Origin of the sequence: Mesotoga sp. Brook.08.105.5.1, from assembly GCF_002752635.1 — a bacterium.
Taxonomy (GTDB): Bacteria; Thermotogota; Thermotogae; order Petrotogales; family Kosmotogaceae; genus Mesotoga.
The window spans coordinates 87130-101830 of sequence record NZ_AYTW01000005.1; the positions used below are offsets into that span (position 1 = coordinate 87130).

The following is a 14701-nucleotide window of genomic DNA, read 5'->3' on the forward strand; positions in this document are numbered from 1 at the left end:
TCAAAGTCTTACCTTACGTCTCTTCTTCTTTGAGGAGTGTGTAATCTTGAGAAGGAAACCCATGGTTATTGCCAAAATTGGGATTAACCAAGCCCAGGATGTAATCGAAGCTTTCTTATCCTCAGGAGGAGCCATAAGCGTGAAACTCGCTTGAGTAGAGTTCCCTTCAACGTCATTAACAGTAACAATGTATTCTCCGTATCCATTTACAATAATATACATTTCCCTTTCTCTTTCGTTTACCGGGTAAGCCTTTCCAGAAACGACAACCTCTTTCACATTTACGTCATCTCTGACCGTGAAAGTCAGTATTCTTTCATTGTCGGAAGCGGCAAACTGGACTGGATCGCCATAAATATCAGGATACCCTGTTGAAACTGGATTCACAGAGAGGTACATCTTCTCTAGCCATCCGTAACCTGTAACAAAGTAGCAACTCTCGCCTTCTTCAGTTGCCTGCACCTCTTGGCCCTGTCTGAGGCTCTCATGATCCTCGGAAACCCAGAATCTTCTCGGTTCTGCTTCAATAGCAAAGGTTGCGGCACTCTTGTTCCCTTCACAGTCAAAAGCATAAACGGTATAAACACCCGTTCCTTGAACTTCAGTCTTTATTTCTTCTGAAGCAGAATTGACTTCGAGTGTTGAGACTGTGAGATCTGGTGAGACGATTTCGACGGTAGTTACGGTAGCGTTATCCGAAACGGAAAACTCAAGATACTTGGTTTCCCCTAGCGAGACTCTCTGCACTCCTTCACCTTCTATTAGGGGAGGTTCAACGTCCGGAGCAGATCTGGAGAATGAGTCCTTGTCGAGCCACTCGCCGTTCACTAGGAAGGCTGTCTCTCTTGAATCATCTATGATAACCCTGTCACCCCTTTGATAAACTCCGATATCTTTGACAACGTACATTACTATCTCTTCAAAGCGCACCGTAAGAGTTCTTTCGTCGTAGAGCCCCGAACTATCGTAAGCTCTTATAATATAGTCACCGGCGCCATCTGGCTCAAAGACAACTTCCCTGTCCGCTCCAATTGCGACTTGCTCTCCATTTACTGTCACTTGCGTCACGGATTGAGAGACAGAAAAACCGACAAAGGCTTCCTCTATGGTGATGTTCTGAATCGAAGGGCCGTAAATCTTTGGCAATTTGTCAAGTTGGAGAAGAAGCGAGTTGATCTGCTTTGCTACTTCCGATGGTTTTGCTCCTTCATTTGTGCTTACTCGATCAAGTGCCTTTGAAGAAGAAACCCAATTTCCAAGAGCATTGTAAGAGAAATACTCTCCGTCTCCAAAGCCTATAAGAGTCCCTATTGCTGAGCCTTTTTCGATATCCCATATCTTAATAGTCCCGTCTGTGGAAGAAGAATATAGGGCATAACCATCACTCGACAGAACAATCTCCGTTACGTCCCAGTTATGACCCGTAATCATATTTACCAGGCTGAGTGACGGAAGAGAAAGAAGTTTTATCGTTCTGTCACAAGAAGCCGTGTAGACCACAGCATCTTCGACTAGTATCTTCGTGACTCGCGCGTTGTGGGCTCTTGAAGTCTTAAGTGGAGACCACGTTTTTACATCGTAGGATTTCAAGTGACCGGCTTCGGAGCCCAGAATTAGAATCGTCCTCTCCCGATCCATGGAGACGGCAGTGAGAGATCCAACCTCGGCTCTGATAACCTTTACTTGTTGACCTGTTGAAGTATCCCAGATTCTTAGGGTCCCATCCTCTGAAGCGGAGTAAAGACGATTCTGTTCGGGCCAATCGACTATCGAGTGCACCGGTCCAGAGTGGCCTCTTAGAGTCCTTATGAAAGAGAGAGAAGAAAGCGACCAAACTTTCACCGTTGCATCAGAACTGCATGAATATAGTGTTTTACTATCATCTGTTACTATCAAGTCATTCACAGCACTTGTATGACTGCTAAGGACTTTGATCTTATTGCCAGTCTTGAGATCCCATACGATGATCATTCCATCATCATAACCGGCAATTCCCATCTTTCCGTCAGGCGAAACGGCTACTGAAGTAACCCAAGCGCTGTTCAGTAAGAGGTTGTTTAGGAGCCTTCCATCTAGAAGACTCCAAACTTTGACCGTATTATCGATATAACCCGAAACCAACTTCTCTCCGTCGGAACTGACAGCAACTGAAGTAACACTGAATGCCTTGCCATCAGGCAAGTAGTCTATACCAACCGCAATGAGAGAACAAAGCAAAATAACAAAGAGTGTAACTTTTCTCAAATCTATCACCCTGACTGGAGTTCTCAAACAATTCTACCATTCATGACCGATAAGAAACAGCTTGGACTATTCTTCAAGAAATCTCTGAATCTCTAATCGATGGCCGTCCGGATCGCTTGTGAAGAAGTGATAGATATTGAACTCCTCATTAACTATCGGGTCGGTGCAAACTACTCCAGCACTGATCAATTTCCTGTGAAATTCATCAACATTTTCGGTCAATAACGTTATTATCGGATCGCCTTTTCTGGAACGATCATGAAGATGATTGCAGAACCCGAGCATGCCGCCTCCCGGGGTTGAAAAGATCAAGCATTTCCCCTGATCTTTAAACAAGTCCAGACCGATTAGGTCTTTATAGAATGTTCTCGCAGAGCCGAGATTACTTGTTCCAAAGAAGACTATGGAGTTTATCACCTTCAAGAACTATCCCTCCCTTTTAAAGTAAAGGCCCGATCTTTGATCGGACCCTTCCGGTTGATCTTTCATACATTATCGGGTGCTATGAGGAGAAGTCGCACTTAAAAGGGTGTTGGTGTGCTTTGCTCTGGCGTTGCCGTCTTTCACGTAACAGTACAATCTTTCATCTCGGCTTTTCAACTTTGAGACCTTTCGATGAGACAAGTAGTTCAGGAAATATGTATATTTTCAGTTGCGGAATAGTTGCAAATGCTTTACCGGCATCGATTTCTCGGTCAAGCGGTTAGCCTTTCAAGAGTCGCAATCACTTTCGAAAAGCAAAAAGAGATAGAGAAAGAAGCGATCTTTGGTACAACGAAAGAAGGCTCATTCTTTGCTTCTGACTCAACTACACTAAATTTGGTGCTGAAACAAATCGCAAGCACAGTCGAGTTGATCGTCTTCAGAAGTAACTTACTGTGGTAAAAGCAAACCGCGCCTCAAAACCTCCTTATTTGAGGGAAGAACCCAGTAGTCTCCCGTGGCCTGTGGCATAGGTTATCGATCTAGTGTGTCCGCTGCAGTCACCGATGAACTTCAAATTGCTGTATCTGCCGTTGTCTATCTTATTTGAGTAGAACTTGACCTCAACAGCATACATCAGATTGTCAGGATAAGAGATACCGGGAATAACCTCGCTCAGTTTCTCAATAAACTCAGTGATGGAAACGGAAATTCTCCTTGGCAAGACTAGGTTGATGTCGCCAAGAATGAAATCTCTTTCGGGCAATGTAGGCTTGACTCTTCCCAGCCTCTTGGTTCTCTTGCTTTGGATGAAGTCTTCATAAGTCTGCGAAATGACTTTCCTACCTCCGGCAAGAATGTTGCTTAACCTACTTATATATGAGCCATAACCAATCGGATCGTGAAAAGGTTCCGTGAACCGTGTTGTACATAGAATGGCGAAGTTTGTGTTTTCGGAGCTTCCATCAGAATTTGAATGACCGTTAACCGTTACGAAGTCGTCGTAATTCTCTAGCACAACCTTTCCCGAGGGGTTGTTACAGAAGGTTCTTACAGTGTAGCCTGTTTTGGTCTTCAATCTGACTTTGAACTCGTACATTTCGTTGTTGATCTCTTCCACTACATGATCAGGCAGCTCGAATCTCACTCCAATATCCACAGTATTACTGGACACAACGATCTCAGGATATCGAGCGGTAACCTTTTTTATCAGAGCATGACCACTCCTTCCTACTGCAATAACCACGTAATCAAACTCGGCCTCAAATCTCTCTCCTTGAAGAACTATCTTGGAGTCTTCGATATTTATTCCGTCGACTCTGGAGTCAAAATGGAAGTGGATGTTCTTTCTATTCGAAAACTCATCGAAGATCCTTGTCAATACTGAACCGAGTTTATCCGTACCTATGTGCCAGAATTTCGAGTTAACGGGCTCAAAACCTTTCTCATAGAAGAGATTAAAGAAACGCGACTTTCTATCAAAAGAGATACCGGTCTTGACTTGGAGGCTGTCGTCTGAGTCCAGTTTTCCCAAATAGTAATCAACTACTTCTTTTTGAACAGAAATAGGTATTTCCATGTCGCCGCCCATGGTATCGGAAACGAAAATCTTACCGTCGGACCTGATACCGCTTATGCTTGAACCGAAAATGTCTTTGGAACGTTCCAGGATATGAATCTCATGGTTTTCACCCAATATCTCGCTTATGAACCCTATTGATGCCGCACCAAATCCAACTACTCCGATTTTCATGAAATGAGTCCCTGAAAGGACATTTCACCTCCCGGTAATTGTATTATTCCCAGCTAAACTTATACTCATATAGCCCCAATTCATCACGAAGCTGTACTAGCTGCTTTCTTAGAACCGCATTCAAAGGGGCCCCTTTATCTTTTCTCGATTGCCATGCAATGTATTCCTTTTCTCCGGCAGTATAGATTCGTTCTTGATTGGGAGCCTTCCTTGATGCCCTTAGCTCTCTAAGAATATCGCCTGCCGTCTTCTTGAACTCTGCTATTGGACTGAATGGTTCGATGTTGATCGCAATGAAGAAGTGACCGATTGGGATGGGTTGCTTTTCCTGTGCTGGTCCAAATCCTGATAACATCTTCAAGAAACTGCCCGCTTGCAGTGCCGCAGATAAAATCTCAACGACAGTTGCATAGCCATATCCCTTGTATCCTCCTGTCTCCTCACCTATTCCTCCTAGAGGGGTTAAGGCTGCCTTTCCCTTTGTCAGGTCAATAAGGATTTCCTGAGTGTCCGTCCTCGGTTTGCCGTCGAAACCAATAACCCACCCTTCAGGAATCTCCTTTCCTGCACGAGCATAGACCTCTATCTTTCCCCTTTGAGCCACAGACGTTGCACAATCAAGGACGAAAGGAAACTCTTCGTCTGTGGGTATTCCGAAGGTCAGCGGATTGGTTCCTAGCATGTTTTCTACCCCGAAGGTTGGAGCAATTGACGGACGAGCATTTGTGCCGGTTATTCCAATCATGCCCTCATTGATTGCCATCATTGGATAATAGCCGGCTATCCCGTAGTGCGTTGAATTGCGCGCTGCAACCATGCCCATTCCATAAGCTTTTGCCTTTTCGATAGCAAGCTTCATGGATCGATAAGCAATCACATGCCCCATTCCATTGTGCCCATCTACTACAGCCGTAGTGGGACTTTCTCTAACGATCTCGAAGTCTGTTACTGGATTCTGAACTCCATCCCTGATTCGATCGACATATATAGGCTTCAATCTACCTACGCCGTGTGAATCGATACCTCTCTTGTCCGATGCAATAAGAACATTAGCACAAATTCCGGCATCTTCATCCGGAACTCCAACGCCAACAAAGACATCTTTCATAAAGGTTTCAAGAGTATCAAAGTCGACCCAGATAACATCATCATATATGTTTCCCACAAAATCGCCTCCTTGTCTTTCTTCTCAGTTAATTATACATTCTGACAAAACTATGTACAGTTTCGGTCATTAAGAGATTCATCACATCATCTGAAGGTCTTCTTCTATTTCGATTTTCTTCTCATGCAAAGCCGGCTTTTGAATGCATATCGGCTACTTGCTTTTCGGAGGTGCAATCGAGTAGAATGGATTGATAGCAGATTTCCCGCATTTGGTGATAGGTTGTTTGCAGTGTTATCTTCTGACGAAGGAACGGTGAGTGTGGTTGAAGGACAGAATTGGACCGGGAATATACCTGTACCCAATGCCTCTTGTAGTTATAGGTACGATGAATGAAGAAAGACCTAATTATACGACTGTCGCGTTTTGTGGGGTAGTGGAGGTTCAGCCGCCGATGCTTCAGATTTCTTTGGCGAAGACTAGATTGAGTTGCAATAATATTGAAGAATCTGGATGCTTTAGTGTAAATGTGCCCTCTCTTGATATGCTTAGAGGGGTAGATTATATGGGGATCTACTCCGGAAAGACAACCGACAAGTCGGAGCTTTTCAATACTTTCATGGGAGAGACCGTGGGAGCTCCGATGATCAGTGAAGCACCACTCAATATGGAATGCAAACTTATCGAGAGTTTCGAGTTCGGTGGAATGCATGTAACTTTTGTAGGTGAAGTTGTTCAGACATACTGCGCCGAGTCATGTCTGGTTGATGGACTCCCGGATATCAAGAAGATCAGTCCGGTTGTCTTTTCAGTATATGACAATTCATATTGGTCCATAGGTATGCATCTCGGTAAGGCATGGAACATAGGTGTGAAATACACCCCTCCAAGAGATGGAACAGAATAGTTCGGAGGGGTGGTAAGTTTCATTTCCTGTCGTAGGAAGTTGGCCCTTCAGGCCAATTGGTCTGATCCAGCCATTCTTGTGGATACCCAACAGGTTGAGCCATGTTCCCTTTTTCGCTTATGAACCCATCGTTGTATCTTACTATCAAGTATTCCGAAAAATCCCACCATGCCCTAATGATCTCTTCGGAGTTTCTTGCGCAGAACTTCGTCAAATACTCTGAAACCTCTTGCGGACCGTTAGAAGTCATAGCGGCAACATATGCCTCAACTTCTTGAAGACGACAAAGAGAAAGAGTCTCATATTTTTCTTGCATTAATCTGATATCCTCGTGCATGTAACTGTATTTCATAGAAGCCCAGTTCGAAACGAAGTTGAATGCCCACCACGCACTGTTCCTACTGAACTCCGAAGTGTCGCACACTTCCAAAGAATCAGGAAGAGCATTCACCCCTGCGTAGAATGGAATGAAACAAGTGTCTGCGGGCTTGTCGAGCCCTATCCACATCAACCCTCCTATTGGATCGGGAAGCCAGTCCCTTCCCTGGCAAACGAAAGTATAACCGCAATACGTAACCGATACGGGTCTTTCCCAAGCTCCGTCAAGTTTACGGGAGGGATCCCCTACATCTCCCTGGCCATCATATGGACCATAGAATCTGTCAGGATTACCAAATGGGCCGGCGGCAATTCCTTTTGTGAGGTCGAACTCCGTTCCTTCATAGTGATCTCTGTAAAGGTTCATTACATCTCTTGCAGAAAGCTTCTTGTCGGGTTTCACAGAGAAGGGATACTCTCTTGTGAATCCATCCTCAACCCATGGGGAGAAGTTCATGCTGGGAGCAATCAGAGAGAACAAGCGCCACACTCTTCTCAAAGAGTAATAGGGATGGTTGTACTCGCCTAGACTAACAGTCCTCAGCCAGTCAAGAAGCCCCTCTTCTGGGTTCCACCAGCCGTGTTTCTCAGCAATATCGTGAAGAGTTTTCCCAAAGAGTATATCGGGATCTTCAGGATCGATTTCCCTTATTCGAAACTGATTAGCGGCCACAAAAACCTCTCCATCGGGAACTCTCTTTGCTACCCATAATCCTCCAGTGCCCTCAGGCGAAGGAGCCATCTCGATAATCCAAGCTTCGTTTGGGTCAGCAACCGGAAGGGTCTCTCCTGTGCCGTAGTAGCCATATTCTTCAATGAGGAAACCAATCAGGTCAACTGCTTCACGTGCAGTTTTGCAACGCTCGAGAGCAACGCGAGAAAGCTCAGAGGAATAGAATATCCTTCTGCCTGGCTCAGGTCCGATCTGTATCTTTGCTCCATCAGTGCATTCTCCGAACATCAACTGATGTTCGTTCATGATTCCGTATGATCCGTCAAAGTAAGCATAAGTATGTAATACTTGGGGAATCATTCCGATAGGAATCGATGGAGGATATTGCGGTGTATCATAGGCCGATGCTCTTGCAGATACAATTCGCGGATAGATGAAGCTGTTGTACTGAGGAAACTCCCCAATTGCGACTGCAGTGCAGTATACAGGTCTGAACGAGCCTGGTTCATGGTCTCTAGCAGGCACGTAGACGATTCTTTGATCGGCAAGGTCGTTGTCGTCTGAATGAGCAACAATCATAGATCCATCGACACTCGCACCCTTTGTCACAATAAGAGTAGTACAGGCAAAGGAAGCTGATGCCAAAGTCAGAACAAGAATTGCACCAAAGACACTCAAGACTTTCAAAGCTATTCACCTCACTTGGTTTGAAAGGCAAGTACTGAATCTTGGTTTCTGCCAACCATCAAATATACTCCTACAGCAGAAGATAAAGGAACTTCTTTTCTTGTCTCTTTTTTGGTAGACTTAGACGGCTTGTAAGAAATCAATTCAGACAGTCAGTGCTAGAATCAAAGGGAAAAAACCCTTTGCAATGAGTGGATGTTTCTGTCATCAAGGAGGTATGCAATGAATCAGAAAGGTCTCTTCAGTAAGAGGAAACCCCCATTGGGTTCAGTTCCGGGAACTCTAAGTATAGATGAAGAATCGCCTTTCCCAAGAATAAGACTTATCGAATTTGATTCGAATTCATTGAGAGAAGAGGTTGTTGATGATTTGACCGGGCTTCAGTCCGTTGTATTAGAGAAAGAGAAGATTCACTGGATCGATGTACAGGGATTGGGAGATGAGTCAACTATTCGGAAGCTTGGTGACATTTTTTCTCTTCATCCGCTTGCACTTGAAGATATCACGAACGTCCCGCAGATCCCCAAAGTTGAAGAGTATGATAACTGTGTCTTTCTATGCCTTCCCATGCTGAGGATGGAAGATGTGAATCTGATTTCGGAGCAGGTGAGTCTCTTCGTAGGCGAAACTTTCGTACTTACATTCCAAGAAAGATACGGAGATGTTCTTGATCCTGTTAGGAATAGGATTCGAAGGAAGGCCCAGATAAGACAAATGAACAACGATTACACAGCTTACGCAATAGTCGATACAATCGTCGATAATTACTTTCCGGTGTTGCAGAATCTCGGAAATGAACTCGAAAACCTTGAAGATCAGTTGGTGGAAACGATGGCAAAAGAGAGTCTTAAAGAGCTTTACTTCATCAAGCACAGACTGGCTCACTTGAAAAGGTTGTTATGGCCTACTAGAGAAGCAATTGGGCGCATTGCTAGAGATGGAAGTCTGTACTTCGGAAGTCGGACTATGCTTTACTTCCGAGATGTCTACGACCATGTGATGCAGTCAATTGATATGCTAGATCTGAGTCGAGACCTCGCGTCAGAGCTTATGAGCCTTTACCTTTCTTCTACAAGCAACAGGTTGAACGAAATCATGAAAGTATTGACTATCATATCGACGATTTTCATCCCTCTCTCTTTTATTGCGAGTCTATACGGAATGAATTTCCATTTCATGCCAGAACTGACTCTAAAGTGGGCATATCCTGTAGTTCTGGTCATAATGGGAGTTGTGGCAACGATCATGTTGTTTCTGGTGCACAAGAAAGGTTGGTTCAGGAAATGACTTCTACATTAAATGTTTTGAGCTTCAGTTAAGTTCTGTCGTAAATATCGCAAGAAGAGTGTTGGAAAAACCACAGAAACGAAGAAATCGGTATGATGTCTCTTTCGGCTGAATCTGAATTCAATTGAGGTTTACCGGAGCTTCTGGTTGAATAAAGCAGAGCTCATCGCTCACTTCCGAAAAATCAGTCAAGGGAAAAGCCTCTGTTGACTAGAGAAAGGCAGCAATCCACCACATCTGCGTCATAAATCCTGCCTGCTCCCTGCGTCAACTCAGTGATTGCGGCAAGTCTTTCATGAGCTGGCCTGTAGGGTCTGTGAGAGACGATCGCTTCAAATACGTCCGCGACCGAAACTATTCTGGTCTCAAATGGGATCTCTCTTCCTTTCAATCCCTGGGGATATCCTGAGCCGTCCAGTCTTTCATGATGTTGACGTACGATGCATGATATTGGCCACGGTAACTCAATTCTCTCAAGCATCCTGAAACCGGCTTCACTGTGGTTCTGAATAAGGGACCATTCATTCTCCGTCAATCTGCCCGGCTTGCTCAGAATTTCTGTTGGCACGGAGATCTTCCCGATGTCGTGCAGAAGAGCACCTTCTCTGACCGAGTCCAGTCGATCTGGGCTGAGCCCCATTTCAATGGCAATTGCAGTAGCAAGTTTGCTGACCCGCCTCTGATGACCGGCCGTGTAGGGATCCCTTACCTCTACCACTGTTGAAAGTGTCTCAATTAAGCTCCTGATAGTTCTTTCCGCAGACTCCGGAATCAAATTCTGATCTTCGTGATCAGCAAATGAATAGATGACTAGCGCTATGTCTGCCCCTTCGTGGGAATCTCTTATCGTTCTCACGAGAGCCGTGACTTGCAAGGTAGAGCCATCTTCTTTATGAATATTTAGAAGCCGTTTTTCACCAATACTTGATTTGAGAAAGGGAATCTCTCTGATTTGATCTCCTGAGTCCCTTATGAATCTGAACACCTTTTCGCCGAGTAATTGCTCTCTCCTTCTTCCAAAAAGCTTCTCGGCAGATTTACTAAAGAAGATTATCCTGCCCTGTTCGTCAGTCGAGAGTGTGGCTTCACTAGATGAATCTAGGATGCACTTTGCAGTGTGAAGCTCCGCTATTGCTCTAGCTTCCGTCGTCTTCTCTCTGTGGATACTGACCAGCTGCCGGTCTGAAAGAAGCCTAATCAGAACTTCTTCGAAGTATTCCCCTTCCGAAAGCGATATAATCTCTTCTCTTCCCGTTTTTGCAACCCTTCTCAACGCCCCAAGAAAAAGGTGATCGGCCTTGCTAATGGGTCTGCCAAGCGGAATGCCTTCCAGTACTGGGAGACGTGCAAGACGGTCTGTTTCGAAAGCAAGGTTCTTCAAAACCGGGACTATTGTCTCACAAGTTCTGTCAAAGGAGAAGATTGCAATGCCTGAAGTCTGTTCTTCAAAACTCTTTTCGAAAACTGTGCTTCGATAATTCTCACCGTCCTGAGAATAATTCCTACTTGAGAACTGCGAGGAACCTTTTCTTGGGATTGCTTCACTGTATGAGGGAATTGTATTTGTCCTTACTTCTGTGACCGTTGGATCAAGATAAACCTTCTTTGCTTTTTTCAGAATCTTCACTTCGCCTTGTTCGTTATTGTCGTGGTGAGAGAGAACGCTCCAGATTCCTCCATTATCATCTACGCAGATATCGTCAGAACCAAAAAGTGTTTCAAAAATCCTTCCAATTACATCTCCAAAGTGCCGTTGCGAAGCAGAGTTTTGAAAGGTGATCTTCCCAAATTCATCAACGAATATGACCGCTTCATCAATAAGGTCAAGGTAAGACCTTTTTAAACCATATGCAGACAAGGTATTCATCCCTCATTCTCATAATAATAAGTTCGAGCGTTGGTTTGAACATCAAGCGCGTTTCGTGGTGCTTCTCTATCACTTTAGATTCTAACACCATTTGCGTTACTTTTGAAATCTCTTTCCAGTGTAATCCTTCATCTTTATCCTACGAGGAATGCAGCGCACGTTTGATTAGTAATTTCGCAAAAGAAAAACTTGATAGGAACACAGAAGGGTCCTCTGAATAATGTCATCGCAGTATTAGAGATCCCTTTGAGTCTCCAAGCAGAATGCGTTCAAATCAAGAGTTATTGCCTGAACCGGCCATAATTGACTTCTTGTCCAGTTGCCTTGCTCAATACTCTATCCCCTTTCTAGCTTCAACTCCCCTATGGTAATAATGCTTGATCTCTCTCATTTCAGTGACGAGGTCTGCCTTCTCAAAAATCTCGGCCGGAGCATTTCTGCCAGTCAGAACAAGTTCGACGTTTGAGGGCTTCATCTCAAAAAGCTTCGTAATATCCTCTACTGTTACCAATCTGTAATGGCAAGCAATGAATATCTCGTCAAGAATAACGAGACCGAACCGTTCACTGCGCAAAACATCTCGGGATCTTGCAAGACCAGTGCGAGCAGCTTCAAGATCCTCTACTTCAGGATTTTCTCTAATGAAGCATTTCCTTCCAAACTGTTCAATGGTTATTCCGTCGATATAATTCGATAGCGCTTGTTCACTGTATTTCATACCCTTTATGAACTGACCGATGAAGACCCTCTCGCCCGCCATACATGCTCTTATCGCAAGACCAATAGCTGCAGTGGTCTTTCCTTTACCATTTCCGGTATAGATATGAATGTAACCCTTTTCCATAGTGACCCCCCGATCGTGAGTTAGTGTTATTCTACTTCGAAAGCAATGAGAGTTTGTGAATGTTTTGCGAACGAGTTGGTAACCAAGTTGGAATGGAATGATAAATTAATCGACATTAGTAGCATTTATGATTCTAGTGAAGTTCCGCTTTTCAAATAGTAGATTTGGCTTGAAATTCATGATGAGCAGCTGCAGAGTTACTAAGTTGACCAATATGTGAAATAAATCACATTACAGGAGGTATGAAAATGGCGAAGTATGAAGTAACTAAGTCTGTTGACGTAAGAGGAGAAGTCTGTCCAGTACCGGATGTTGAAACCAAGAGGGCTCTGAAGAAGATGAAAGCCGGAGAGATACTCGAGGTTTGGATTGACTATGCCATGTCGAAAGAGAGAATTCCCGAGGCAGTCAAGGGAATGGGACACGAAGTTCTCGAAATCGAGGAAGTCGGGAACAGCGAGTGGAAGATCTATATCAAAGTAAAGTGAAAAAAGGGGTGAGATGACATGGCCTGGACGGGTCTATTAGTTGGTCTCGTTTTTGGAATCATTCTTCAAAGAGGCAGAGTGTGTTTCAACTCGGCTTTTAGGGATGTTTTGTTATTTAAGGATAATTACCTTTGGAAACTGGGTTTTCTTGCAGTCGGGTTACAGATGATCACCGTTCTCTTTGTGGCTCAGATGGGCTGGATAAGGATTGCTCCTCCGACGCTTAATCTGTTTGGGAATATTGTTGGTGCCTATGTATTTGGGCTGGGAATGGTTCTCGCCGGTGGATGTGCGTCAGGTGTTACTTATAGGTCCGGAGAGGGAATGACAACCGCAATGATAGCCGCGGTCTTTTACGGTATAGGAGCTATGGCAATGAGAGGAGGAGTATTTTCACCCATAAGGACTTGGGCGGCGCAATTTAACATAACAGTTGATGGGAATTCTTCCGTATATTTTGACAAGGTAGGGCCCACACTCGCGACAGTCCTGAATGTTAATCCCTGGATCCCTGCAGTAATACTAGCAGCTGTCTTACTTTGGTACACGCTTGGCACGAAGACCACGGAGAGAAAGACTAAGTTCAACTGGAAAGTTGCTGCGGTATCTCTCGCTGTTCTTTCTCCCATTGCATGGATAACAAGCGAGGCTGCTGGTCGAAATTACGGACTTGGTATCACCGGTGGTTGGGTCTCGATATTTGACTCCTACATCAGTAATCAGCCACTGAGATGGGATGGGTACGAAATAATCGGAATAATTCTGGGAGCACTCATCGCGTCAGTAATCGCCAAAGAATTCAAGTTGAGGATGCCGAAGAATCCGAAGACTTATCTCGTGGTTATGATAGGTGGAACAATGATGGGAGCAGGAGCTAACCTTGCCGGTGGATGTAATATCGGGCATTTCCTTTCCGGACTTCCAACTCTTGCCATTTCGTCAATAATCGCAAGTGTCTTCCTTATTCTCGGCAACTGGACAATGGCTTACATACTTTACAGAAAGTGAGGCGTCTGATTTGAAGATTACAATCCAGGTTTTTGCACCACCGTATTCATATGAGGATCTTGACACAGCAATTAAGATCGCGGAAGCAGGACTTGATAAAGGCCACGAAGTGACGGTTTTCCTCTTTGCCGATTCAATACTATCCGTTAACAGCAAAGTCAAACCGATAAGGATAGATAGAGACATTCCACGAAAACTCGAATCGCTAATACAAGAGAAGGGTTTGAAAGTGGAGATCTGCGGAATCTGTATGGACTACAGAGGTGTAACCAAGGATATGATTATCGAAGGTTCAAATCCAAGTGGTCTTCCCGAACTGGCTTCATTGATTTACAACAGCGACAGGTTTGTTAACCTGATGGCATGAGGTGCTGTATGGATAAGAAGATACTGTTTGTTGTTTATCAGGCTCCAGCAGGCTCTATTTGGGTCAATGAAGCCTTTAGGACTGCATTTGGAATGTATGGCGAAGATATTGAGCCATCTGTTCTTTTGATGGAAGAGGCAAGTGTTGCTTTTTCAAAGAAGACTAAGCCTGAATGTCTTGGCCTGCTCTCGATCTCCATGTGTTTTAGGTTTATCAAGAGGTACGAGACAGCAGTTTATGGTGTCAAAGAACATGTGGAAAAACTGAAAGTAAATGAAATCGAAGAGAGTTTCAGTGCACAATTAATAGCTGAAGCCGATATCGGAGAGTTCTTCCACAAGTTTGACAATGTAATCTTCATGTGAGGTGTCTGGTATGTATTTAATAGTAGTGAAAAACGGGCCCAATAATTCTGCCGATAGAATCAAGATCAGTGCGGCGAAAGATGGGGACAAGGTTGTCCTAATTCAGGACGGTGTTTTTTGGGGACTAAACGAATTGACCACAAAGGCGGAGGTCTTTGCTATTAAGGACGATGTTGAGGCCAGGGGATACTCAGCTGATGACGTTACCGTGCCTCTGATAACTTATGAAGGCTTCATTGACATAGTTGAGGAATGTGAGAAGTCAATAGGTTAGGCTATTATAGCGTGATGTGGGAGGTGCACTT

14 protein-coding genes are annotated in these 14701 nt (G+C 44.3%); 7 read left to right on the forward strand and 7 right to left on the reverse strand.

The annotated features are described in order from the left end of the window. The 4 genes from V512_RS02160 to V512_RS02180 form a co-directional block, all read right to left on the reverse strand. Positions 1-2244 (reverse strand): WD40 repeat domain-containing protein, encoded by a 2244-nt coding sequence (locus tag V512_RS02160; RefSeq protein WP_099829014.1) that lies wholly within the window; start codon positions 2242-2244, stop codon positions 1-3. 66 nt (positions 2245-2310) lie between these two features. After that, positions 2311-2661, reverse strand: coding sequence for a VOC family protein (locus V512_RS02165; RefSeq protein WP_243392226.1), 351 nt, complete (start codon positions 2659-2661; stop codon positions 2311-2313). 493 nt (positions 2662-3154) lie between these two features. Further along, positions 3155-4420 carry an FAD-dependent protein gene (locus V512_RS02175; RefSeq protein ID WP_099828823.1) on the reverse strand — a complete coding sequence of 422 codons (1266 nt, stop codon included), beginning with the start codon at positions 4418-4420 and terminating at the stop codon, positions 3155-3157. Positions 4421-4463: 43 nt separating this feature from the next. Further along, the gene (locus tag V512_RS02180) at positions 4464-5585 is read right to left on the reverse strand and encodes an Ldh family oxidoreductase (protein WP_099828824.1); all 1122 of its coding nucleotides are present in this window, start codon (positions 5583-5585) and stop codon (positions 4464-4466) included. 259 nt (positions 5586-5844) lie between these two features. On the opposite strand from V512_RS02180, the gene V512_RS02185 reads away from it, so the two are divergent. Next, a complete protein-coding gene (locus tag V512_RS02185) occupies positions 5845-6432 on the forward strand; it encodes a flavin reductase family protein (protein WP_243392216.1) in 588 nt (195 codons plus the stop codon). A gap of 19 nt (positions 6433-6451) precedes the next feature. Here the strand turns inward: V512_RS02185 and V512_RS02190 are convergent, their stop codons facing one another. Beyond that, positions 6452-8161 carry a C69 family dipeptidase gene (locus V512_RS02190; RefSeq protein WP_347708248.1) on the reverse strand — a complete coding sequence of 570 codons (1710 nt, stop codon included), beginning with the start codon at positions 8159-8161 and terminating at the stop codon, positions 6452-6454. A 231-nt stretch (positions 8162-8392) separates the two neighbouring features. On the opposite strand from V512_RS02190, the gene corA reads away from it, so the two are divergent. Next, positions 8393-9457: a magnesium/cobalt transporter CorA gene (gene corA / locus V512_RS02195; protein WP_099828826.1), complete on the forward strand. Its 1065-nt coding sequence runs from the start codon at positions 8393-8395 to the stop codon at positions 9455-9457. Positions 9458-9641: 184 nt separating this feature from the next. Here the strand turns inward: corA and V512_RS02200 are convergent, their stop codons facing one another. Together V512_RS02200 and V512_RS02205 are read right to left on the reverse strand one after the other, a co-directional pair. Beyond that, on the reverse strand, positions 9642-11324 hold the full coding sequence (locus tag V512_RS02200) for an HD domain-containing phosphohydrolase (RefSeq protein WP_099828827.1): 1683 nt from the start codon (positions 11322-11324) through the stop codon (positions 9642-9644). A 328-nt stretch (positions 11325-11652) separates the two neighbouring features. After that, positions 11653-12168, reverse strand: coding sequence for a cob(I)yrinic acid a,c-diamide adenosyltransferase (locus V512_RS02205; RefSeq protein ID WP_099828828.1), 516 nt, complete (start codon positions 12166-12168; stop codon positions 11653-11655). A 248-nt stretch (positions 12169-12416) separates the two neighbouring features. Here V512_RS02205 and V512_RS02210 point away from each other — a divergent pair, with 248 nt between their 5' ends. Genes V512_RS02210 through tusB form a run of 5 tightly spaced genes read left to right on the forward strand, consistent with a single transcriptional unit; the run spans position 12417 to position 14670 of the window. After that, positions 12417-12656, forward strand: coding sequence for a sulfurtransferase TusA family protein (locus tag V512_RS02210; RefSeq protein ID WP_099828829.1), 240 nt, complete (start codon positions 12417-12419; stop codon positions 12654-12656). Between the two features lie 18 nt (positions 12657-12674). Then, positions 12675-13664: a YeeE/YedE family protein gene (locus V512_RS02215; protein WP_099828830.1), complete on the forward strand. Its 990-nt coding sequence runs from the start codon at positions 12675-12677 to the stop codon at positions 13662-13664. Between the two features lie 10 nt (positions 13665-13674). After that, positions 13675-14031: a DsrE family protein gene (locus V512_RS02220; protein ID WP_099828831.1), complete on the forward strand. Its 357-nt coding sequence runs from the start codon at positions 13675-13677 to the stop codon at positions 14029-14031. A gap of 8 nt (positions 14032-14039) precedes the next feature. Then, positions 14040-14396 carry an intracellular sulfur oxidation protein gene (locus V512_RS02225; RefSeq protein ID WP_099828832.1) on the forward strand — a complete coding sequence of 119 codons (357 nt, stop codon included), beginning with the start codon at positions 14040-14042 and terminating at the stop codon, positions 14394-14396. A gap of 10 nt (positions 14397-14406) precedes the next feature. Beyond that, complete coding sequence (gene tusB, locus V512_RS02230; protein ID WP_099828833.1) at positions 14407-14670, forward strand: sulfurtransferase complex subunit TusB; 264 nt, start codon at positions 14407-14409, stop codon at positions 14668-14670. The last annotated feature ends 31 nt before the right edge of the window (positions 14671-14701 follow it).